Source organism: Shewanella inventionis, from assembly GCF_019931735.1.
GTDB classification, from domain to species: domain Bacteria; phylum Pseudomonadota; class Gammaproteobacteria; order Enterobacterales; family Shewanellaceae; genus Shewanella; species Shewanella inventionis.
This window is the reverse complement of sequence record NZ_CP082926.1, coordinates 2,282,116-2,304,689: the sequence shown is the minus strand read 5'-3', so window position 1 is coordinate 2,304,689 and position 22,574 is coordinate 2,282,116. Positions and strand designations below refer to the sequence as shown.

The following is a 22,574-nucleotide window of genomic DNA, read 5'->3' as shown; positions in this document are numbered from 1 at the left end:
GCATGGTCTATTTGAGTAAATGATATGTTTAATATATAGTTAAATAATAAACTCAGTCAAGGTCTATTTATGGAATTAAGAAAAGGCAGGCATGTTGTTTACATGCTCCACGCTCATTTGATATTTATCACAAAATACAGGGGAAAGGTTTTCACCAGTGAGCATCTAGATAAGCTAAAAGAGATGATGGGCGATATTTGCAAAAATCATCAAGCAACATTATCAGAATTTAATGGTGAATCAGATCACGTACACTTACTGATTGATTATCACCCGGCAACGTCATTATCTAAATTAACGAACGCACTAAAGGGAATAACAAGCCGTGAAATGAAAAGGCACTTCCCAGAGTTAAATCAGGTTGCATGGCGTAAAAATGCCCTTTGGTCTCCAAGTTACTTTGTTGGATCGGTAGGTGGTGCTCCTATCGAGGTTTTGCGCCAATACATAGAACAACAAAACAGACCTCACTGAACTCGCTTTCCCCGCCACAGGTGACGGGGCTACTCGCTCGTTATCAAGTTAAGCGCTAGATTTGAGCGGGTTTATTTGGTGTAGTTCAAACTTAATGAAGCCATATTACCCCTTGATTTACCCAACATAAACCGCATAATAATTGAAACATTATCAATTAAAAATAGACAATCATGCTTCTAGAAGACTTATATGTTGTTCTTAAGGTTGCTGAGTTTCGCAGCATTACCGCTGCGGCAACCAATTTAGATATGCGCACCGCTACAGCTAGTGCGGCCTTAAAGCGGGTTGAAGCCAACTTAGGTGCAGAGTTGTTTATTCGTACCACTCGGCAATTACGCTTATCAAGTGCAGGTGAAAAGTACATTCCACAATGTGAACAGGCCATATTATTGCTTGAACAAGCCAAACAAAACATGAAAGGTGAACAGGATATTATTGATGGTGATCTGCGTTTATCTGTGTCATCAGATTTGGGCCGTAATGTGGTGATCCCCTGGCTTGATGACTTTATGCAAACGCATACAAAAGTCAGTTTACGGGTTAGCATCAGCGACACCAATGTCGACTTTTACCGCGACTCTGTCGACTTAGCTTTACGTTACGGCTCACCTAACGATGCCAATTTATATGGCTTTAAAATTTGTAATGTCCCCAGGCTAATCTGTGCCTCGCAAGCTTACCTAGACAAACACGGCACACCAAACCAACCGCAAGACTTAGCAAAGCACAACGCCTTGCTGTATCAGCTGCAAAACTTAACTCATGATATCTGGGAGTTTACTCAAGGTACTGACAGCACCAAAGTAAAAGTGTCGGGTAATAGGGTGGCTAACGATGCCGATCTGGTCAGGCGCTGGTGTGTCAATGGCAAAGGCATATCAGCAAAATCTTGCTTAGATATGGCGCATGATTTACTCAACAATAACCTTGTTACCGTTATGTCAGACTATCAAGTTAAACCCACCGAGCTGTGGTTAATCTTTCCAAGCAGGCAATCAATTACTCCTGCAACTCGGCTGTTGCGCGACATGCTTAAACAAAAAACCCGCGAGCTATTGTTACAGCTAATTGATAGAGGCATCTTAGATAACAGCGTGCTGGATTAGGGCGTGTTGATCTTTCAAGGATTATTGCACAGCTTACTTATGTAACCTCAGCTCTGGATAACAAACGCCTTTCAAGCAGTCCTTTGCCGTCCTCACTGCGTTGAATTAACTTGCAATAGGCTAGCTATTGACGCGTTAATTCGCCTTGTTAGCAAAACAAATCACAAGCTTGACAGTGGATTTTAGTCAATCTGTTGATTTATATCGTTATCAATACATCTCTTATCCAGAGTTGAGGTTAGTTAATGGTGTGGTTATTTTTGTTGGTAAATTATGCAGTCGGTTATGTTTGTCAAACAATCGCAAATCAACGCCGTTTAGCCCGCTTAAATTAACACTGCCCGTCGGGTAGAAGTGAGCCGTTACAAATACATTAACTTTTGGCTTTAGCTCGTTTTTTATAAGGCTTTTTAAAACTGCGTTTTGGCGCAGTACTGGCAACACCTTGTAATGCCGAGGGTAACTGACTCGATGCTTGAGTAATAAGACCGTCTAATTGGCTGAGTAATGGCTGCATAAAGCCGTCATACTTTAAGCGTTTTTGGCTAATGGCATCGAGGCTGTTTTCCCATAATGCGGTCATGTCTGGGGTGGTGGCAGAGTCTGGTAAACTGCGTATTAAACCAACCCCGACTGCGGTCGCTTTAATAGCTTTACCCTGACGAGTTAAATATCCCCGCTTAAATAGCAACTCAATAATGCCAGCACGTGTGGCCTCAGTGCCTAAGCCGTCAGTGTCTTTAAGGATTTTTTTAATCTCACTATCGGTTACATAGCGGCTAATCCCCGTCATGGCACCTAATAAGGTTGCGTCAGTAAAATGTTTTGGCGCTTGAGTCATTTTTTCTAATAACTCACCACGCTCACATTGCAGTATTTGCCCCTTAACCAGTGGAGGCAACGACTGAGCATTGTCGTCGTGCTCATCTTCATTGCTATTTGAATCGTTTTGGTTGTTAGCTGCTCGCTTAAATAGCTGTTTCCAACCTAGGGTTTTATCTTGGCGTGCTTTAGTCGTAAATAAGCCACCCTCAATGGTCACTTCAACAGCGGTTTCGGCATACACATAAGCGGGGTAAAACTGAGCTAAATATTGCCTCGCTACATGTTGGTACAACTTGGCTTCATTGCTTGATAATGCTGATAAATTCGCCACTTTTTCGGTAGGTACAATGGCATGGTGCGCATCGACCTTACTGTCATCCCATGCTTTAGATTTAAGCTTGGCATTAGGCCCATCGCAGCCTTCAACTAACCCAGCCGCGCCTTTAAGCACTGCATCTAACACTTTGGGGGCTAATGCATGTTGCTCTTTAGGTAAATAACGACTGTCAGAACGTGGGTAAGTAATTAATTTATGCCGCTCATATAAACTCTGGCAAGTGTCGAGCACCTCTTTAGCAGACAAACCAAAACGTTTGGCAGCATCAATTTGCAGCGCCGATAAACTGTATGGCAGTGGCGGATTTTGGCGTTTATCTTTGGCTTCAAGCTTAGTGACTTCAGCTGGTTTACCGGATATACGCGAAACAACGTTTTCAGCCAGGCCTTTGGCTAATACTCTGCCATCTTCATCCATATAAGGCTGGCAGGCTTCGCTCGGTTGCCATTTGGCAGTAAATCCTTGTTGTTGATCTGTCAGTAAATGGGCTATCACCTCGTAAAATGCTTTTGGGGTAAAATTGGCGATTTCATCATCGCGGCGCACCACTAATCCCAATACAGGCGTTTGCACTCGGCCAACCGACAGCACACCCTGATAGCCCACTTTACGCCCTTGAATAGTATAAGCACGTGTCATATTCATGCCATATAACCAATCGGCGCGGCTGCGCGCCAATGCAGAGGTTGATAATGGCACAAACTCGCGATTGCTACGCAGTTGCCCTAATGCACGCTTTACTGCTTGCGGGTTTAAATCGCTAATTAATAAGCGCTGAACTTGATTGAGTTTATCGCCTTTTACGCCTAAATAAGCTATCACTTCGTCTACCAGCAGTTGCCCTTCACGATCTGGATCGCCGGCATTGATAATCGATGACGCTTGCTTAACTAACTTGCGCAGTACCGTTAATTGACTTCGAGTTTTGGGCTTTGGCTGTAGCTTCCAGGTTTGTGGCACAATAGGCAAATGCTCAAGCTTCCACGATTTAAAGGCATCGTCATAGGCATCTGGCTCAGCTTGCTCAAGCAAATGGCCAATACACCAAGACACACAATCGCCGTTGGCGGCAGTAATAAAGCCATCGCCTTTTTTATGAGGCTTAGGTAACACATCGGCAATGGCTCTACCTAAACTGGGTTTTTCAGCAATATATAAAATCATAATCCATCATTTTATGGCTAGTATCATTACAGAGCCCGCAGGCATGAAAGCACGTTTACTGTATAAAATTACAGTATAGATTACCTGTAAATTTATCTTGCTGCAAATTGCATAGTATTAACCTCAAAAATCATTACAATGCGGGTTTTATTTTTATAAACGATTTGCACAATGAAACTTGGCCTGCGCTTAACCCAACTTAATGACATGATCCCAACAGGCTATTTGCACATTTGGGATTGTTGCTGCGATCATGGCTTATTAGGCGCTGCGTTATTATCAAGACAGGCTTCACCGACAATACATTTTGTCGATATTGTGCCAAACTTGATGCAGCAATTAGAAGATAAGTTACAACGTTTTTATCCACGCCAACCAATTCCCCAATGGCATGTACATTGTATCGATGTCGCAAAACTTCCCTTGTCAGATTATTCAGAAAGCCCACTCGTTGTTATCGCTGGCGTGGGTGGAGATTTGATGATCGAGCTAGTTAATTCAATTTGCCTGCAAAATCCTCAGCTACATATCGATTTTTTACTCTGTCCTGTGCACCACCAGTACGAATTACGCCAACATCTGATCAAGCTTGAATGCCGTTTAATTGATGAAAAATTGATTGAAGAGAATCGCCGATTTTATGAAATACTCTATATCAGACGTGATCCCAAACTCCCTGTGAATGTTGCTAATGATTCGCTTACAGACATTGACCCTATAGGCAATGTAATTTGGCAAGCGAGTGATGCTGCACAGCAAGACATTGCTATGAGATATTTAGCTAAAACGATTGCGCACTACAGTCGCATCAATCAATCTCGTTCAGGAAACACCTCTCAAGCACTAAAAGAGTATCAACAGGTACACATCGCTTTAAAATAATGCCTAAAACGCTTTAATTGGCAGTCCATTTCTTGATATGTAATGTATCAAGGACGCTACGCCGTAAATGACAAGGAAGGACTTAGTCCTGCAATAAAGAGCTGGGGCCTCAATCAGCAACATCTCAGGAATAGCGTAATTACAGTATGACTACCCATGTAATTTTCTATGTAAAATATTGTACTTCGGTTTTTTAGTAGAAGGCCGTGGATAGGTGTCATCATTTAAGGTTATCGTTGCTTCACCAAGGCTTATTGGGCCACCATTAAGCTGACTTTTCCATCTAACAAGATATTTAGCTGGAGGTAATTTAGGAAGATTAAAATAAAAAATAGTCCCAGGATCTTTTGGCACTTGAACATCTAAGTTTAGTAAATAACCATCATTATTTCTAATGACTATTGAATGCAAAGTCACACTACTTTCAAACGTTACCTTCAAAGATCGCGTAGGCTCGATAGTAAACTCAATAGTCGCATCGTTATTATTCACAAAAAGCTCACCAGCACATACATTATTTGATACCAGCAAAGCGAAAAAGATCATGGTTAGGCAACGATAAATTCTCATTTCAATTTCCTTTCTTATAACTAAACTTAATGAGTTGACTGCATGGGCCAAACACAGCAACTATTTCCTTTATCGACTTAGCACTTTTCTTTTGCGGCTAGCACAAAGTGCCAGTATGAATGATTGGTGTAATCCAATATCGACACGGATTATGTTTACAAACCGCAGACAAGGCATCTAATAAGGCATCTTGATGAGCAACAGGATGCATAATTTCAAATTTACAAAACTCTCTGTACCCTTCAACTTGCTCTTTGATATTAAAATGGCTGTGTTCACGGCTAAAACCGCAAATATTACCTAGGCTAAAACCAGATAAAAACTCAAGTTCAATCAAGGTATCAACGATGTCGTCCTTAATATCATTTTGAGCGATCAGCACTAACAATTGCTCCGTGATCATTGACGTTTCTCCAGCCAGTAATAAAGGATTGGTAACAAATAAAGGGTTGTAATGGTTGATGTTAGTAAACCGCCAATAACAACAATAGCTAATGGCTTTTGGATTTCAGCACCTGGGCCCGATGCAAACACCAATGGCATTAAGCCAAACATGGCTGTCGTGGCGGTCATCAATATCGGTCGTAAACGTCTTGCTGCACCTTGCTCGACTCTCGCCAATAAACTGCTAAAAACATGCTTGGTCTGCTCGTAATAACTCACCATCACCACACCGTTAAGTACCGCAACGCCGAGTAATGCAATAAAACCAACCGAAGCAGGCACGGATAAATACTCACCCGAAACATACAAACTCACGATCCCGCCCATCATGGCAAAGGGGACGTTAGCCAAAATCAAGCCCGCTTTAGCAAGCGAACCAAAAGTGGTAAACAAAATGAGAGTAATAAGCGCAATGGCGACGGGAATAACCAGTAGTAAGTTATTAGTGGCACGTTGTTGATTTTCAAACTCGCCACCAAAACTGACACTGTAACCGCTAGGTAACTTAACCTCAGCGTCAATTTTCGCATTGAGTTCTTCAACAAAACTCACTATATCTCGGCCTTGCACGTTGGTCGTAATCACCGAGAAACGATCACCTTGTTCGCGTTCAATTAAAATAGGGCCTTCTTTATAGGTTAATTTAGCGATATCGGTAAGACGTTTTAATGAATTATCAGGCATCACCAACAACTCATTCTGCAACTCATTAATACTACTCAACCCGCCTTGATTATTGGCAATTAGTACTGGGGTACGCTTTTTACCTTGCAGCACTTCGGTCACAATAACACCTTCCAGTTGGCTTTTTAAATACCGCGAAAACTCCATGGTGCTCATGCCAAAGCCTCGAGCCAGCTCATTATCTAGGGTTAAGTTAATAAATGGACTGCCTTCAATCATGGCCATTTTCACATCGATACTGCCACTAGTGTCACTGACAAGTTGCTCAATTTGTGCCGTTAATTGCCCAAGTGTATCAATATCAGTGCCAAAGACTTTAATGGCCACATCACCAATACTGCCAGTAAGCATTTCAGAGACGCGCATCTGAATAGGTTGAGTAAAATTAAAATTTACTCCTGGAAAATTAAGCAGTTCAGTGCGAATAGCATCAATCAGTTGCGTCTTGTCAGCAAAGCGCCACTCGTCTCGCGGGGCTAGTACCAAAAATACATCGGTTTCATTTAGCCCCATAGGATCTAAACCAATCTCATCAGAACCGGTTCGAGCAACCATTTGTTTAATTTCTGGCACCTTATCAAGCAAGGTAATTTGAATTTGCTTGTCAATAGCAATCGATGCTTCAAGCGAAATAGAAGGTGATTTTTCTAGCTGTAAAATAATATCGCCTTCATCCAATGTCGGCATAAAGGTTTTACCTACAAGACTAAATAGCCCTAAACTAACCACTAACAGAGTAAACGACACGATGATAAACGGCTTTTTATGGGTAAACGTCTTTTTTAAACTGCTCAAATAAGCCGCTTTTAGTTTCTCTATCGCTTTAGGCTCTTGTGCTGACTTTTCGTTAACCAGATAAGAGGCAATGACAGGAATAACCGTAAGGGACAGCACCAATGCCGATAACATGGCAAAGACAATCGTGACAGCCACGGGCGTAAACAATTTGCCCTCTAAGCCGGTTAATGTCAGTAAGGGAGAAAACACAATCATCACAATGACAGTGCCTGATACAACTGGAATAGCCACATCTTTAGTCGCACGATAAATAAGGTGTAAACGCGGCAAACGTTGCTTAGTCGCAATAAGATTAACCATGTTCTCAACCACTACCACAGATGAATCAACCAACATACCAATCGCGATGACCAAGCCACCTAGACTCATCAAATTTGCTGACAGATTAAATAAATCCATCATCAAAAACGTCATTAATGCCGCAAGAGGCAAAGACAATGACACAACTAAAGCGGCCCTGACATTACCTAAAAACAGAGCTAGTAATACAATCACTAACAACACGGCTTCAAATAACGCACTTGAAATGGTATCAATTGCAGTATTAATTAAATTAGCACGATCATAAAAAACGTTAAGCTCACTGCCTTCAGGCAATGAAGTATTAATTTGCGCTAACTTTGCTTTAATATTGGTGACTACTTGGGCAGTGTTGGAATCTTTAAGTGCAATAATTAAGGCTTCAGCCGCTTCTTCACCGTCTTTTGATACGGCGCCATAGCGGGCTAAATGGCCGATCTGTACGTCAGCTAGATCTATCAAGCGATAAACTTGCGCATCATCCGCCTTAATCACTAACTGTTTTAGCTCATCAATATCATCAATTCGCCCCTCTGAACGCACAATAATAGTATCAGTACCAATGGTTAATTTACCGGCTCCTTCATTATGATTATTGTCAGTAATCGCCTGTTGCAAATCCGCAAAGCTGACGCCAGCGGCAGCCATGGCAGAAGGATTAGGACTAATACTAAAACTTTTGGCATAGCCGCCTAAAATATTCACATCCGCCACACCAGCAACGGTACGCAATAAGGGTCTGACTTCCCATTCCAGCAACTGCCGACGTTCCATTAACGATAAGTTAGGGTTTTCAAGTGTAAACATAAAGATTTCACTTAACGGCGTACTCATTGGTGCCACACCACCAGAGACACCTTCAGGAAAACTATCCCATACCGCCGCTAGTCGCTCGCTGACCTGCTGCCTAGCCCAATAGATATCAGTTCCTTCAGTAAAATCTAAGGTAATATCACTAATTGCATACTTAGTGGTGGAGCGTAAAATGGCTTGATTTGGGATCCCTAAAAGCTCTGTTTCAATCGGTACAGTAATTTGCGCTTCAATTTCTTCAGGCGTCATGCCAGGTGCTTTTAAAATAATCTTAACTTGCGTAGGCGAAATATCAGGAAAGGCATCAAGAGGAATATTAAACCAGGCACGAGTACCCGCTAACATTAAAATCAACGCTACAATCAGCACAAACAAGCGCTGAGTTAACGAAAAACGGATCACAGAAGCGAGCATATTATTCGCCTCCTAAACCAAGCAATATACCTTTCACTGCCGCGACAGATTGAGACAACACTTTAATTTGACTCAAATCTTGATCACTCGCGACAATATAATCATCTGCAGTAGAGCCTAATACATCGATACTCAATAAAGACAATGCTTGGTCTTTTTGGGTAAAAACCTGGCTTTCCTGTTGCCAAGTAAACACACTAATTTTTGGCACCAAATACACGGCTTTTTGATATTCAGGTATCACAGTAATTTGTTGCCCTAAGAGTAAATTACACGTTTGTGGTACAGGGGTAGACCAAGCTGTTAAAAATACCCCATCAGCAATTGCAGACACTTCATCAATGGCAATATGACATTGATGAATGTTCACCGCAGATAACGAAGTTGACTGACTCATAGGCACACTTACTTTCACCCGAATGCTCTCGGTAGGAATAAGCGAGAATAGTTGCACTCCAGCACTGTAGGGGCTATTTAGATAATTAAGATTAACAATGCCCGCCACAGGAGCCATGACCACCAACGACTCAGTGTCTGCATTAATGCTTTGTACCATCTCCATAAAGTGCTGCATATGTTCGTATTCAAGGTGAGCACTAAAGTAATCTTGGCTGATCTCGCGCCACTTATCAGAGCCAATGCTGCCATTTTTTAGTAAAGGCAGATTACGGTCATAACGCTGTTTAGCTAGATCGTATAAGCTTTTAGCCGCCTCTATTTGAGCTAAAAAATGAAACACTTCTGGTCCAGTTAATCTGACAATGGCTTGGTCTTTGGTGACAACTTGCCCCTGCCCCACTAAAAACGTGACTTGCTGAATATTTTCAGGCGCCATAACCCAATAATCGTTACCGGGTAAACGAGCTATTTGTGCAGGAAGAGGACTACCTTCATAACTGGCCACTTTTTTAGGCGACATATAACTCACGTCTAAGTGACCTAACTCACTAAGAGATATGGTTTCAGCACTAACAAACGCCGATGATAAACCGATTGTGATACATAAAAGGCTGGCGCCAAATTTGGTCATCATAATGAAATCCCTAAAGCTTGCAGTTGCTGAGAATGAAGTTGTTGCTGGGCCACTTGGTTAAGAACTAAACGCGATTCGGTATCTAATGCATCCATATAACGGCGTAACCAAATTTCATAACCCATTTGGTTTTGGTCTTTTACCTTGGCTAAATCTTCAGTGATGGTGCGACTCAGTGACACCCCTCGTTGTAACAAGGCCTGCTGTTTTTTGAGATTATGCTGCTGTGATAACAGCTTTTGTGATTGGTTTTTGAGTTCCAGATACAACCTTTCGCTATTGATGCGTTGATCTTGATAATCTTTCTGCCAAACCGACAACTCACGTTGAGATAAAGCAGAACCAAAACCGAGTGGAATACTGATCCCAACACCTAAATGCTGGTCGTTAGCGAGATCACCAGCCGTTTCCTTTGCGGTTAATGACACTGTCCACGGATCTTGTTCACCCGCTTGCTGGCTTGTCATCATGACGTCTTGAAACTGCTGTTGCAGCGACTGTAATTGCCACAAAGGATGCTGCATCAATACCACATCGGCATCATGAGTAGATTGCACGTCTAATTCAGCCATATTATGGCCGTTTTCTTCAATATTCACGGGGATCTCACTCAAACCAGTGAGTGATTGAAATAATGCCATTGCTTCGTCTTGTTGCTGTTTTAATTCAATCTGTGCTAAATCAATATCCACGCGTTCACGATCTAATAGCAATAAATTGACTTTGGGAAACTCACCCGCATTAGACAGTTGTTTTTGCTGAACATATAACTTTTCTAATAGTGATGCTTTACGTTGCAGTTGGTTAGACTTAACGAAAGCAATGCGGTGATCCCACATGCTTTGTCTAAGTAAACCAGATAAATATAATTTTTGAAGAGCTACCTGTTGCTCAAGCAGAGAGCTGGTTAACCGTTTTAATTGGTTATCGCTTTGGTGCAAACTAAAAGATTTGATGGGTAAGTTAAGTGATACTTCTTGTTCATAAATGTTACTATTATCCAGTTCGCCTAGGTAACTTAAACTAATGCTCGGCAAACCCGTCAACCAAGTCGAACTGCTCAATTGTACTGAGCGATTATCATTGAGCGGCATGGCATTAAAGGTGGTCTTGTTTAGTCGCGATTGACTTAACTGCAACAGTGGTGCCAGGTCATTGCTTGTTGCGCCATAGCTATAAGAGCTAATCGCTAACGCAACAATAAGACATATTTTGATACTAAACTTCACGGCAGACATATGTGATTTCACTAACCCAAAAGATATAATTAGACTATTATCTTTAAGTAGAGAACACATGGGGAATATGTATCATAAATGCCACTATAGTACATATGTACCATAATTTAAGTTTATGATTTTAATACGTAATCACTTACCCTTTTTAGTCTTATTTACGTAACACACTCATTTTTGGACAGCTGTCATGAGAAAAGATGTATTCATTATTATACTGCTACTGCTAATCACCTTGTTTAAGTTGTTCGATATATTTGCCGATTTTCAACTGGACATTCCCTCTTGGCACATTGCCCAAGAAGCCATGCTAGTATTGTTAACGATTGCAGCGAGTATTTTTTTAGGTTATGACCTGATCCGCAGTTCTCGTCAAGTCAAAGCACTCAAATCGAAACTTAAAAAAGCGGATAAAGAAATCGATCACATGTCATCACAAATGCGTTCAGCAAGACAAGAATACAGCGTAACAATCGCAGCACAATTCGATGCATGGCAGTTTACAAAAAGTGAACAACAAGTCGCTTTATTACTGTTGAAAGGCCTCAGCTTTAAAGAAATTGCCGAGGTACGACTCACCAAAGAAAAAACAGTCCGCCAACAAGCATCAACAATTTACAGCAAAGCACAAGTTGATGGCCGCCACACTCTATGCGCCTGGTTTATGGAAGATTTTATTCAAGAGTAATACTTACTAAGCTCGAAAATATTTAGGTCTCAGCTTAAGTATATTACAGGGTAAATAACATAGTAGTCAGCATCATAATTTTAGCTTTTACCCTTAATCTTCATTATGCGCGCATGCTTAGCTCCCGGTATAAATTCCTTATTGGGAAGGATCCATTTTTGACTTAATGATTTAAAACCCATAAAAAAACCAGCATTTGCATGCTGGTTTTTTCTTAACATAAAGCGCTTAAAACAAACTTATGGATGACACTCGTTGTGCATTTCTAAGTTTGTGCCTATGTCTTTATTACGATTCGCTTTTGCATCGTCGTTACGTAACTGAGTTAAATGATCTAGGTAAGATTGATTAACATCGTTTGTAATGTAATGCCCATCAAATACCGAGGTTTCAAAACGTTTAATGTCTGGGTTTTCCATTCTTACAGCTTCAACTAAGTCTGTTAAATCCTGGAATATAATCCCATCAGCACCAATAATTTTTGCAATTTCATCGGCGTCACGACCATGTGCAATCAGCTCATTTGATGTTGGCATGTCGATGCCGTACACGTTAGGGAAGCGGATTTCTGGCGCTGCTGAAGCAAAATACACTTTTTTAGCACCTGCTTCGCGGGCCATCTCGATGATCTGCTCAGACGTGGTACCACGTACAATTGAGTCATCTACAAGTAATACGTTTTTACCTTTAAACTCGGTATTAATCGCGTTTAACTTACGACGTACAGATTTTTTACGCTCTTGCTGACCCGGCATAATAAAGGTACGGCCAATATAACGGTTTTTTACAAAACCCTGGCGGTAAGGTAAATCCATGCAACGGGCAATCTCAAGTGCGATATCGCAAGAGGTTTCTGGAATAGGAATAACCACGTCAATATCATGATCTTCCCATTCTTTTTTGATTTTTTCACCTAACTTGGCACCCATGTTAACGCGGCTAGCGTAAACAGACACTTTGTCGATGCTTGAATCTGGACGAGCAAAATAAACAAACTCAAAAATACAAGGCGCGTAGCTTGGGTCGACAGCACATTGGCGAGTAAATAATTGGCCATCAAGTGACACATAAATCGCTTCACCAGGGGCAACATCACGCATCACTTCAAACCCCACAGCATCAAGTGCAACGCTTTCAGAGGCGACCATGTATTCTGTGCCAGTGGGTGTTTCGTTTTTCCCTAAAACCAGTGGACGAATACCAAATGGGTCACGAAATGCCACTAAACCTTGGCCAATAATCATGGCTGCAACAGCGTACGCACCGCGAGTTTGCGCATGCACTTTAGCAACTGCGTCAAACACTTCATCGGCGCTAAGAGACAAGCTACGAGTTTCTTGTAGTTCATCTGCTAATAAATTAAGTAAGATTTCTGAGTCAGAAGTGGTGTTCACATGACGACGTTTTCTGATCAAGCTTTCGGCCAACTCGAGGGTATTGGTTAAGTTACCGTTATGGGCTAACGAAATACCAAATGGCGAGTTAACATAAAACGGCTGTGCCTCAGAAGCACTAGAGCTACCCGCTGTAGGATAACGCACATGGCCAATGCCTGCATTGCCTTGTAAACGTTGCATATGTTTAGACTCAAACACATCTTTAACCAGGCCATTAGCTTTACGCAAACGAAACGCATTAACGTCAACAGTAACAATACCTGCTGCGTCTTGTCCACGATGTTGAAGCACAGTCAGCGCATCATAAATGGTTTGGTTAACTGTTGATTTTCCTACTATTCCGACGATACCACACATGGGTAAGGTTCCTCACTGTAAGGTGTTTTATGTTTATAATTTTAGATTTTGGGTACAAAGCTTGAGGTGTTTTCGAGATAGTTAAAAAACCACTGAATAACCACGCCAAATTCGGGTACAAGTACTGAGCCCTTCCACCAAACGGTATCGGGAAACGCAGTAAATGCATCCATAAAAAACAGTAATGCGCTTACAATCAAGGCACCACGAATGGCACCAAAGCACAAACCCAGTACACGGTCTGTGCCTGACAAGCCAGTTTTAGACACCAACTGACCGAGTAAATAATTGACTAATGCCCCTAGGATCAGGGTAACGACAAACAGAATGGCAATCGCGACGCCGTTTCGTAACAACTCGTCCTGCAATTGAGTTAAATGCGTGGCAAGGTCGAGGTAAAACTGGCTAGCGATAAAGAAAGCGGCAAACCAAACCACAAGTGACATGGCTTCTTTTGCGAATCCGCGGATCAAACTAATAATAGTTGATAACCCGATAATGATAATAATTGCGTAATCAATCCAAACCATGAAAATGGGGATCCGGTATAGGGTTCAAGACGGCGCGATTCTAACAGAGACAGAAATGTTTCTCACCCCTGATTGCACAAATTATTCATGCGTGATTGAGAACAATCAATTTGTTAATTTCAACCACGCAAGTGCACTGCCGTCTGAACGGTTACTGTTCTTGAGGGTTGTAGGCAATAATTTTACCTTTCAACCCGGTTAATTTGAAAATTGGGTCCTGACGAGCTTTGAGTTTCGCTTCAGACACTTCAGGGCCGACAAATACGCGAGTCAATCTTCCGTCAATTGGTTTGGCTGGCAATGTATAAGTTGTAAAGCCTGCTTTGCGAAGTTGCGCCACTAGCGTGTTCACGTTTGATGCATTATTAAAGCCGCCTAATTGCAAGGTAAAACCAGCTGTAATTGCGGTTTTAACAGGCGCTTTAGCTTGAGCAACTACTTTAGCAGGCTCTTTTTTAGGTTCTGCTTTAGGCTCTGTTTTAACTACTGTTTTAACAGGTGCGGCTTGTACCGGTTTAGTGTCTACTTTTACCACCTCTGTGGGTGCATCATCCCCAAGTTCAACCACATCAGAGCCTAATTCTTGTGGCTCAGCGATGGTTAATACCTGAAACTCTTCAACCGCTTCATCAGCTTGCGTATTTGTTTGTGAGCTATTATGGCTCTTCGCCAAAGGGCGTAAGGGGATTTCAGTAAACTCCTCTACCACTTGTGTTTTTTTGCCATCTAATAAATCGGGTAAAAAAATAACGCCTAATGCAACTAGCACAATGGTGCCCACTAAACGATTTTGAAATTGACGATTCAAAGCGAATTCCCTTTGTTTAAAATGCCGTATCGAAATTAAATTAACTTAAAACCTGCAACAGTATAAAAAGAACCAAACACAATAACTACATCGTCTTTGGATATTGTGCTTTGTATCCCATGCCACGCACTGGCAATATCTATATACTCCACAGCATGACTTCGACTCACATCATCGGGCAATGCCTGATACAGCAAGTTTGATGATGCGCCGCGAGGATTGTCTAAACCAACCAGGTTCCATTGGCTTATTTGTGGCGCTAACTCAGCCAATACCGCTTTGATGTCTTTGTCTTTTAACATGCCACACAGTGCCACAATACGCCGACCTTGATAAGCCTGCAATTGCTTAGCTAAATAGCGGGCAGCATGTGGGTTATGGGCAACATCTAACAATACCAGCGGTTGTTCACTAACTTGCTCTAAACGCCCGGCAAGCTGTGCAGTTAACAAGCCATCGGCAATGCATTGCTGGCTAATGTTTGGCCAAACCTTGCTCACTAACGCAACCACACTAGCGGCATTGGCTAACGGCAAACGGGGTACAGGTAAGTCATTAAAGGTTTGTTTGCTCGAACTAAAGCACCAGGTTGTCGAATCAGCACCACGTACATGGTAATCAAACTCATAACCAACACGATATAGGTCTGTGTGCATGTATTCGGCATAATCTTTAACAGACTGAGGCAAATCGGGCTCACCTACAACGGCAACACAATGTTGTCTGAATACCCCAGCCTTTTCACGGCCAACAAGCTCACGAGTGTCGCCAAGATACTCTTGATGATCTAAATCAATTGACGTCAATATCACCGCATTAGAATCAATAATATTGGTTGCGTCTAAACGGCCACCTAATCCCACCTCTAAAATGGCCACATCAACCTTTGCTGCTTTAAATAAATACAAACCGGCTAAAGTTGCGTATTCAAAAAAGGTCAGAGAAATATCGGCACGCGCCGCTTCAATGGCACAAAATGCTTCAATAAGTGACGCATCACTGGCATCTTGTTGGTTAATACGCACACGCTCGTTATAGCGCAACAAATGCGGCGAGCTGTAAACGCCAACACTAAAGCCTGCTTTACGTAAAATAGACTCTAGCATCGCACAGCTGGTGCCTTTACCGTTTGTGCCAGCAACCGTAATCACTTTGCTAGCAAGACTTAATACATCAAGCCGTTTGGCAACTTCTGCAACACGAGTCAATCCCATGTCAATTTCACTTGGGTGAATTGCCAATAAATAGGTTAACCATTGATCTAAATTCGACTGCAAACCAGGGATCTGAACTTCATTATTACTCGACATATCGCACACCACTTTCCTTAACCACACTAAACCTAATCCAACATAAACAACGGCCCAAGCGCTAACTTAGGAATGTTATATTGTTCAGGATAGGTCACATCGACAAGATATAAGCCATTCGGTTTTGCCGTTGCAGCAGCTTGATTACGATCTTTTAAAGCCAGTAACTCACTAATCCATTCAATGGGTTTATTACCTAAACCCACCTCAAGCAGTGACCCAACAATATTACGCACCATATGGTGTAAAAACGCATTTGCCTGAATATCAACCATCACATACATCCCCTGGCGCGTCACACTCACCTTATGCACGTTACGAAACGGAGTGTTTGACTGACATTGCACCGCACGAAAAGAAGTAAAGTCATTCTCACCTAACAGCAGCTGAGCCGCCTCATGCATCAAATTTTCGTTAATATCACCATGATAATGGCTCACACCAGAACGTAAAATCCCCGGGCGTAACTGATGGTTATAAATCACATACCGATAGCGTCTTGCTGTAGCACTAAAACGAGCATGAAAGCTGTCATCAACTTCTTTAGCCCAGCGAACAGCAACGGTGTCAGGCAAGTTAGCATTAATGCCTAACGTCCAAGCGGTTAAAGGGCGCGTCGCTGTGGTGTCAAAGTGTATCACTTGCCCTGTACCATGCACGCCCGCATCAGTTCGCCCTGCGCAAAATACCTCTATCGATTCATTTGCGACATAGGATAATGCTTTTTCAAGCTGAGCTTGCACTGAATCGACATCGGCCTGGCGCTGCCACCCGAAAAAACCACTTCCATCATATTCAATACCTAACGCAACCCGCATAGCAATTTCCTCAACTCATTAATGCCGCGAAGTTTATACCAATTTGAATCATTATGTAATTGGATATAGCCACTCTTGCATACTCTAATGAATAGATGAGTCAATAACATCAAAGCAAGCTCGCCAGAGAGCGGACTTCGTCCTTCTAGGGGCGAGGTGCTAGGTTCTAGGTTCTAGGTTCTAGGAACTCGCATGCTCGCCAGAGAGCGGACTTCGTCCTGCTAGAATCTAGATAACAGCGATAACGGCAAACAGAACGCTTCGCTTACGGTTTTCGTACGTCGTACCAGTAATGCTTCACCTACGTCATTCCTGCAATGCTGTTGAGCAGGAATCCAGGTGTTGGGTTTAGATCCTAGGTTCTAGGTTCTAGGTTCTAGGTTCTAGGTTCTAGGTTCTAGGAACTCGCAAGCTCGCCAGAGAGCGGACTTCGTCCTGCTAGAAGCTAAGAAACACCTGGATCCCTGATAACAGATCTCAGGGATGACGGCATACAAAATTACGGCATATAAAGACAAGGGCATAAAAGATAACAACGTAAAGATTACGGCAAAGCGAATAGCCACGTCACATCAACGATGCCCACTACCACGTCGTCCCGGTAACGCTTTTGAGCCGGGATCCAGGTGTTAAATCTGTCATTCCTGCAATGCTTTTGAGCCGGGACCCAGGTGTTGGTTCTAGGTTCTAGGTGCTAGGTGCTAGGAACTCGCAAGCTCGCCTGAGAGCGGACTTCGTCCTTCTAGAGGCTAAGAAACACCTGGATCCCTGATAACAGATCTCAGGGATGACGGCATACAAAATTACGGCATATAAAGACAAGGGCATAAAAGATAACAACGTAAAGATTACGGCAAAGCGAATAGCCTCGTCACATCAACGATGCCCACTACCACGTCGTCCCGGTAACGCTTTTGAGCCGGGATCCAGGTGTTAAATCTGTCATTCCTGCAACGCTTTTGAGCTGGAATCCAGGTGTTGCTCCTAGGCTCTAGGCTCTGTCCTCGAGTGCTTTTATCGAGGATTCTAGATTCTAGACTCTAGGTTCTAGGCTCTAGACTCTAGGTCCTAGGAACTCGCATGCTCGCCAGAGAGCGGACTTCGTCCTTCTAGGTTCTAGGCTCTGTCCTCGAATGTTTTTATCGAGGATTCTAGCTTCTAGCTTCTAGTTTCTAGACTCTCGATTCTAGGCTCTAGTATTTGTATTTTTCGGTTATAAAAACGGCGCAGATTTCTGCGCCGTTTATTGATAAAACCTAACAACTTAATGATTAACGAAAGCCTTTGAGCAAGCTATCAGCTTCAGCTTTTTGGCGATCATTACCGTCCATCTGCACTTCTTTTAATAATGCTTTGGCACTGTCTTGATCTTCAATCTCAATATAAGCGCGTGCTAAATCTAGTTTGGCATTGACCGAGTTTTCCTCATCGTCAACATCTATCATATCGGCATTGCCAATGAGCGAGTTCACCTCACCCATATCAACATCAACGTCTTTATATTGATCTGTGCTGTCGTCATCTTCATCAGCATCGTTTAATAGCTTATCAATGTCGATATAACCATTTTCACGTTCAAAGCTCATTAGGTCGTCATCGCTAACGCTATACTCTGAGAATTTACTACGCTCTTTTTCGTCTAGCGCGGCTAATGCTTCATCAACGGTTAAGTTATCGTCGCTAAGAATAAAGTCATCTTCAGAGGTATAATCATCAGTGTCATCCTCTTTTAACGATTGTGAAAACGCAGCGAGTAAGTCATCGTCGCTTACAGTAAGCTCATCAGATTTCGTTTTAGCTGCGGTTTCAGCCGCTTTAAACAAATCGCTTTCCCAATCGAGCATTGCCGGTTTTGGCTTATTGGCTTTTAGATCGTTAAAGAAACCAGAATCTTTATTAGCTTTAGCTGAGTGCTGCGGTGTTTCTTCTGCGCTAGGTGCATCAGTGTTGTCAAAATCCAAATCATCAAGGGTGACATCATCATCGCCCATTGATGCAAGTAGTGCATTGAGCTCGTCTTCAGAGGTGTCATCTGCTTCTGGTGTTTCTATGGCGGCATCTTCAAGCTCAAACGCTAAAGCTTGCTTGTCTGCGTCATCACTGCTAACGACTTCACCACTCTCTTCGAGTGACTCTTCAAGTGTGTCTTCAAGTGACTCTTCAAGGGCGTCATCAATCGTATCGTCACTGTCGCTTTGTGCTAATAATGCGTCAAGTTCAGCATCAAGAAATGATTTATCGTCACCGTCTAATTCAGGCGATGCATCGCCGTCATTGTCTTCAGTGTTATTTAAATCTAAATCATTTAAATATTCGTCGAGTTCATTGAACAAATCTTGATCTTCAAGGCTATCAAGTTCGCTCTCTACGTCCTGTTGCGGCTCAAGGCTAGACTGAGCATCGTCATCTTCAACCTCTTGTTCAAAACTTGCCAGCAATGCTTCTACATCGTCATCTAGCTCTGCTGGTTCAGCCTTCGGAGCCACGCCCTGCGCATCTTCTTGAAAGAATGGCGAGTCCATTTGTGGTTCATTAAAACTAGCAAGCAATGCATCAATATCATCGTCACTGCTGTCGCTAATATTTGCAGCAATATTATTGAGATCATCATCTTCTAATTCGGCTGCAATTTGCGCAGCTAAATCTTCATCGTCAGCTTGTGTATCGTCGCTTTGCTCGGCACTTGTCGCTTCTGTAACTGGCTCATTACTAAGCTCATCACTAAGTTCATCATTAGGCTCATCACTTGGCTCATCAAGTGGTTCGTCTAAGCCAGCAAGCAGTGCGTCAATGTCATCATCACTTGGCTCCGTATCGTCAAGAGCACTGTTAGCTTCAGAATCGGTATCTGACTCATCTTCTAATTCGGCTGCAATTTGCGCAGCTAAATCTTCATCATCAGCTTGTGTATCGTCGCTTTGCTCGGCACTTGTCGCTTCTGTAACTGGCTCATCACTGAGTTCATCACTTGGCTCATTAAGCGGTTCGTCTAAGCCAGCCAGCAGTGCGTCAATGTCATCATCACTTGGCTCCGTATCGTCAAGATCACTGTCAGCTTCAGAATCGGTATCTGACTCATCCGCTAATTCGGCTGCAATTTGCGCAGCTAAATCTTCATCGTCAGCTTCTGTCTCATCGACATCGCTAACATCAGTCGTTTCTGGTTCGGTTACGGGTTCATTTAAACTCGCTAACAGCGCATCAATATCATCATCAGACTCTACAGAGCCATCATTCTGTTCGTCGCTATCATCTTCAAGCTCGGCAGCGATGAGAGCAGCTAAATCGTCTTCTTCGCCATCATCAAGTGCCGATTGCTCGTCTTTATCTTCAGGTATTGCAGCTAATCCGGCTAATAAGCTATCAATATCGTCATCAGACGGTTGTTCATTTTCGTCATCGAGTTCAGTTGATAACTGCTCGGTGTCGTCATCTGTTGATGTAGGCTGATCAGTTATGTCATCGTCAGCCTCTGCCGTATCTAACTCAGGCTCAAGCTCTTCGTCTAATTCTGATGCTTGCTCAGCTTCTGGGTCTTCGTCTTCTAACTCTGGCTCTGGCTCTGGTTCAGATTCGGCAGCTTGAGTATCATCAGACTCAGTTTCAGCAGGCATATCAAATTCGGCAAGCAATGAGTCAATGTCATCGTCATTTGATACAGTTTCAGGCTCTGGCTCGGCTTCTGGCTCTTCGTCTTCTAACTCTGGCTCTGGTTCAGCTTCGGCAGACTGCGTTTCATCAGACTCAGTTTCGGCAGGCATATCAAATTCGGCCAGCAATGAGTCAATGTCATCGTCATTTGATACAGTTCCAGGCTCTGGCTCTTCGTCTAATTCTGTTGTTTGCTCAGCTTCTGGGTCTTCGTCTTCTAACTCTGGCTCTGGTTCAGATTCGGCAGCTTGAGTATCATCTGACTCAGTTTCAGCAGGCATATCAAATTCGGCCAGCAATGAGTCAATGTCATCGTCATTTGATACAGTTTCAGCCTCTGGTTCAGATTCGGCAGCTTGCGTTTCATCAGACTCAGTTTCGGCAGGCATATCAAATTCGGCCAGCAATGAGTCGATATCATTTTCAGCAGAGGCATCGAGAGCATCATTGTCTGAGGCGTCGTCGCCATCAAGACCCGCCAACAAACTGTCTAAATCATCTTCAGGTGCAGTGGTCGACAATTTCGCAGCAGGCTCGTCATCTAAACCTGCTAATAAACTGTCCAGATCATCGTCATCGTCAAGAGGTTCAAGATCAGAATCTTGCTCTTCCATTGCCTCGGCCCATAAATCATCCAATGACGAACCGTCGTTGTCTTCATCTTCGGTGGCAAATACGTCATCAGCCAAGTCCATTTCGGTATCGTTGGCAAGAGAGGCTTCAGGTCGCAGTTCGGCACTGTCTAAATTTAATAAATCATCGATAGACTCATCATCATCGTCGTCTAAGTGGATAACTAAATCGTTTTCATCATCCACTTCAACATCTTGAGCAGGGTTTTCAGCTTGCTTAGCAGCGGCTTCAGGTTGCTTAGCCTCCTGCTCTTCTACTGCGGCCTGAGTTTTATTGCGGCGCGTGAGTAACCAAAAAATAAAACCAAATATCAATAACAATGGCAACGACGCAGCCGCAATCAGCAGCATGGTGTTGTCCATTAAACTGCGCCAAAAATCTGTAGGTTCTTCAACAACAGGCGCCACAGAATTATCGCCAACTTGTTGTAATAGTTTTTCGTACTCTATGGTTAACTTGTCGTGCTTTTCATTTAACAGTTGTAAATCTTCTTCGAGCGACGAAATGTTTAAATTCATCTGGCCAATTTTGTTTTTAAGCGCCTGGTTATCATTATTACTTACCATTAGCTCATCTTGAACTCTAGCAAGCTCATCGGTAAGCATTAATGTTTTAGTATTGGCTTTATCAATGGCAGAATTTAAGTCTTTTATCTCAGCGCTATCAGCTTGCTTTGCAGCTTGAGGTTGTGGGTTAACCGCTGGGGCCTGTTGTGCTATTTGCAGTGGTTGTTCAGCATTTGGCTTTTTCACCACCTCAATGATGGGGGCAGGTTTGTTGACAACAGGTTTTGGAATAATACGAGGTTGAGGGGTTTGACGAGCAATTTGGCGGTCATCTTGCTCTGCACGTCGTCTTGCAACACTATCGGGTATCGCGGCCATTACATCGGCAGACGGGATTAATAAAATCATCCCTCGCTCTAAGGTATTGTAATTATTGCCGCTAAAGGCGTGTGGGTTTGCGTCAAAAACTGCGGCCATTACCTGATAAACACTAACCCTGTCATTAGGTCTGACTTTTTGGGCAATACTCCAAAAGGTGTCTCTAGAAGTAGTAGGACCATATTGGCGCTTAGCTTGCTGCTTAACCTCACCATTGGGCCCCGTAATTTTTAATGTTTCTGCATGAGCAGCATCAATATACGGAAAACTGGTTAAGCCAACAGCCGAGCAGGCAATTAAACCCAAAATATATGAAATACGCAAAGTCATCCAATCCTTCCCTTTAAGCGCTATTGAGTTACCGTCATGGCAACAGGCTGTAGGCAATTTTTATCGTTAGTTATGGTGTTTACTAT

General features: G+C 42.8%; 16 protein-coding genes. 4 read left to right on the top strand and 12 right to left on the bottom strand.

Features of this window, described 5'->3' with window-relative positions; all coding sequences use genetic code 11:
• Positions 1-69: 69 nt before the first annotated feature.
• Together tnpA and K8B83_RS10300 are read left to right on the top strand one after the other, a co-directional pair.
• A complete protein-coding gene (tnpA, locus tag K8B83_RS10305) occupies positions 70-474 on the top strand; it encodes an IS200/IS605 family transposase (protein ID WP_188741279.1) in 405 nt (134 codons plus the stop codon).
• Positions 475-647: 173 nt separating this feature from the next.
• Complete coding sequence (locus K8B83_RS10300) at positions 648-1,583, top strand: LysR family transcriptional regulator (protein ID WP_188741249.1); 936 nt, start codon at positions 648-650, stop codon at positions 1,581-1,583.
• 373 nt (positions 1,584-1,956) lie between these two features.
• Here the strand turns inward: K8B83_RS10300 and K8B83_RS10295 are convergent, their stop codons facing one another.
• Positions 1,957-3,909: a DNA topoisomerase III gene (locus K8B83_RS10295; RefSeq protein ID WP_188741248.1), complete on the bottom strand. Its 1,953-nt coding sequence runs from the start codon at positions 3,907-3,909 to the stop codon at positions 1,957-1,959.
• A gap of 171 nt (positions 3,910-4,080) precedes the next feature.
• Here K8B83_RS10295 and K8B83_RS10290 point away from each other — a divergent pair, with 171 nt between their 5' ends.
• Positions 4,081-4,791: a tRNA (adenine(22)-N(1))-methyltransferase gene (locus tag K8B83_RS10290; RefSeq protein WP_188741247.1), complete on the top strand. Its 711-nt coding sequence runs from the start codon at positions 4,081-4,083 to the stop codon at positions 4,789-4,791.
• 150 nt (positions 4,792-4,941) lie between these two features.
• Here K8B83_RS10290 and K8B83_RS10285 read toward each other — a convergent pair whose 3' ends face one another.
• From K8B83_RS10285 to K8B83_RS10265, 5 genes are all read right to left on the bottom strand, one after another.
• Positions 4,942-5,361, bottom strand: coding sequence for a hypothetical protein (locus K8B83_RS10285; RefSeq protein WP_223419937.1), 420 nt, complete (start codon positions 5,359-5,361; stop codon positions 4,942-4,944).
• A gap of 97 nt (positions 5,362-5,458) precedes the next feature.
• Positions 5,459-5,764 carry a DUF3240 family protein gene (locus tag K8B83_RS10280; protein ID WP_188741140.1) on the bottom strand — a complete coding sequence of 102 codons (306 nt, stop codon included), beginning with the start codon at positions 5,762-5,764 and terminating at the stop codon, positions 5,459-5,461.
• Positions 5,761-8,814 (bottom strand): efflux RND transporter permease subunit, encoded by a 3,054-nt coding sequence (locus tag K8B83_RS10275; RefSeq protein ID WP_188741141.1) that lies wholly within the window; start codon positions 8,812-8,814, stop codon positions 5,761-5,763. The genes K8B83_RS10280 and K8B83_RS10275 overlap by 4 nt, the downstream gene beginning before the upstream one ends.
• Position 8,815: 1 nt before the next feature.
• Positions 8,816-9,847 (bottom strand): efflux RND transporter periplasmic adaptor subunit, encoded by a 1,032-nt coding sequence (locus tag K8B83_RS10270; protein ID WP_188741142.1) that lies wholly within the window; start codon positions 9,845-9,847, stop codon positions 8,816-8,818.
• Positions 9,844-11,085 carry a metal transporter gene (locus K8B83_RS10265; protein WP_188741143.1) on the bottom strand — a complete coding sequence of 414 codons (1,242 nt, stop codon included), beginning with the start codon at positions 11,083-11,085 and terminating at the stop codon, positions 9,844-9,846. The genes K8B83_RS10270 and K8B83_RS10265 overlap by 4 nt, the downstream gene beginning before the upstream one ends.
• 187 nt (positions 11,086-11,272) lie before the next feature.
• Between K8B83_RS10265 and K8B83_RS10260 the strand changes: the two genes are divergently transcribed.
• The gene (locus K8B83_RS10260; RefSeq protein ID WP_188741144.1) at positions 11,273-11,770 is read left to right on the top strand and encodes a helix-turn-helix transcriptional regulator; all 498 of its coding nucleotides are present in this window, start codon (positions 11,273-11,275) and stop codon (positions 11,768-11,770) included.
• Positions 11,771-12,009: 239 nt separating this feature from the next.
• Here the strand turns inward: K8B83_RS10260 and purF are convergent, their stop codons facing one another.
• The 6 genes from purF to K8B83_RS10230 all read right to left on the bottom strand — a co-directional run bounded on the left by purF (position 12,010) and on the right by K8B83_RS10230 (position 22,488).
• On the bottom strand, positions 12,010-13,524 hold the full coding sequence (gene purF / locus K8B83_RS10255) for an amidophosphoribosyltransferase (protein ID WP_223419935.1): 1,515 nt from the start codon (positions 13,522-13,524) through the stop codon (positions 12,010-12,012).
• A 41-nt stretch (positions 13,525-13,565) separates the two neighbouring features.
• Positions 13,566-14,054 carry a CvpA family protein gene (locus tag K8B83_RS10250; protein ID WP_188741146.1) on the bottom strand — a complete coding sequence of 163 codons (489 nt, stop codon included), beginning with the start codon at positions 14,052-14,054 and terminating at the stop codon, positions 13,566-13,568.
• Positions 14,055-14,205: 151 nt separating this feature from the next.
• The gene (dedD, locus tag K8B83_RS10245) at positions 14,206-14,862 is read right to left on the bottom strand and encodes a cell division protein DedD (protein ID WP_223419933.1); all 657 of its coding nucleotides are present in this window, start codon (positions 14,860-14,862) and stop codon (positions 14,206-14,208) included.
• 35 nt (positions 14,863-14,897) lie between these two features.
• Positions 14,898-16,172, bottom strand: a complete 1,275-nt coding sequence (gene folC / locus K8B83_RS10240) for a bifunctional tetrahydrofolate synthase/dihydrofolate synthase (protein WP_223419931.1) — start codon at positions 16,170-16,172, stop codon at positions 14,898-14,900.
• 32 nt (positions 16,173-16,204) lie between these two features.
• Positions 16,205-16,990 carry a tRNA pseudouridine(38-40) synthase TruA gene (truA, locus tag K8B83_RS10235; RefSeq protein ID WP_188741149.1) on the bottom strand — a complete coding sequence of 262 codons (786 nt, stop codon included), beginning with the start codon at positions 16,988-16,990 and terminating at the stop codon, positions 16,205-16,207.
• 1,271 nt (positions 16,991-18,261) lie between these two features.
• The gene (locus K8B83_RS10230) at positions 18,262-22,488 is read right to left on the bottom strand and encodes a FimV/HubP family polar landmark protein (protein WP_223419929.1); all 4,227 of its coding nucleotides are present in this window, start codon (positions 22,486-22,488) and stop codon (positions 18,262-18,264) included.
• Between the last annotated feature and the right edge of the window lie 86 nt (positions 22,489-22,574).

What these genes read in the sequence shown, in the direction of transcription:
- tnpA (WP_188741279.1), top strand. Translation starts at nt 70, where the DNA reads ATGGAATTAAGAAAAGGCAGGCATGTTGTTTACATGCTCCACGCTCAT.
- K8B83_RS10300 (WP_188741249.1), top strand. Translation starts at nt 648, where the DNA reads ATGCTTCTAGAAGACTTATATGTTGTTCTTAAGGTTGCTGAGTTTCGC.
- K8B83_RS10295 (WP_188741248.1), bottom strand. Translation starts at nt 3,909, where the DNA reads ATGATTTTATATATTGCTGAAAAACCCAGTTTAGGTAGAGCCATTGCC.
- K8B83_RS10290 (WP_188741247.1), top strand. Translation starts at nt 4,081, where the DNA reads ATGAAACTTGGCCTGCGCTTAACCCAACTTAATGACATGATCCCAACA.
- K8B83_RS10285 (WP_223419937.1), bottom strand. Translation starts at nt 5,361, where the DNA reads ATGAGAATTTATCGTTGCCTAACCATGATCTTTTTCGCTTTGCTGGTA.
- K8B83_RS10280 (WP_188741140.1), bottom strand. Translation starts at nt 5,764, where the DNA reads ATGATCACGGAGCAATTGTTAGTGCTGATCGCTCAAAATGATATTAAG.
- K8B83_RS10275 (WP_188741141.1), bottom strand. Translation starts at nt 8,814, where the DNA reads ATGCTCGCTTCTGTGATCCGTTTTTCGTTAACTCAGCGCTTGTTTGTG.
- K8B83_RS10270 (WP_188741142.1), bottom strand. Translation starts at nt 9,847, where the DNA reads ATGATGACCAAATTTGGCGCCAGCCTTTTATGTATCACAATCGGTTTA.
- K8B83_RS10265 (WP_188741143.1), bottom strand. Translation starts at nt 11,085, where the DNA reads ATGTCTGCCGTGAAGTTTAGTATCAAAATATGTCTTATTGTTGCGTTA.
- K8B83_RS10260 (WP_188741144.1), top strand. Translation starts at nt 11,273, where the DNA reads ATGAGAAAAGATGTATTCATTATTATACTGCTACTGCTAATCACCTTG.
- purF (WP_223419935.1), bottom strand. Translation starts at nt 13,524, where the DNA reads ATGTGTGGTATCGTCGGAATAGTAGGAAAATCAACAGTTAACCAAACC.
- K8B83_RS10250 (WP_188741146.1), bottom strand. Translation starts at nt 14,054, where the DNA reads ATGGTTTGGATTGATTACGCAATTATTATCATTATCGGGTTATCAACT.
- folC (WP_223419931.1), bottom strand. Translation starts at nt 16,172, where the DNA reads ATGTCGAGTAATAATGAAGTTCAGATCCCTGGTTTGCAGTCGAATTTA.
- truA (WP_188741149.1), bottom strand. Translation starts at nt 16,990, where the DNA reads ATGCGGGTTGCGTTAGGTATTGAATATGATGGAAGTGGTTTTTTCGGG.
- K8B83_RS10230 (WP_223419929.1), bottom strand. Translation starts at nt 22,488, where the DNA reads ATGACTTTGCGTATTTCATATATTTTGGGTTTAATTGCCTGCTCGGCT.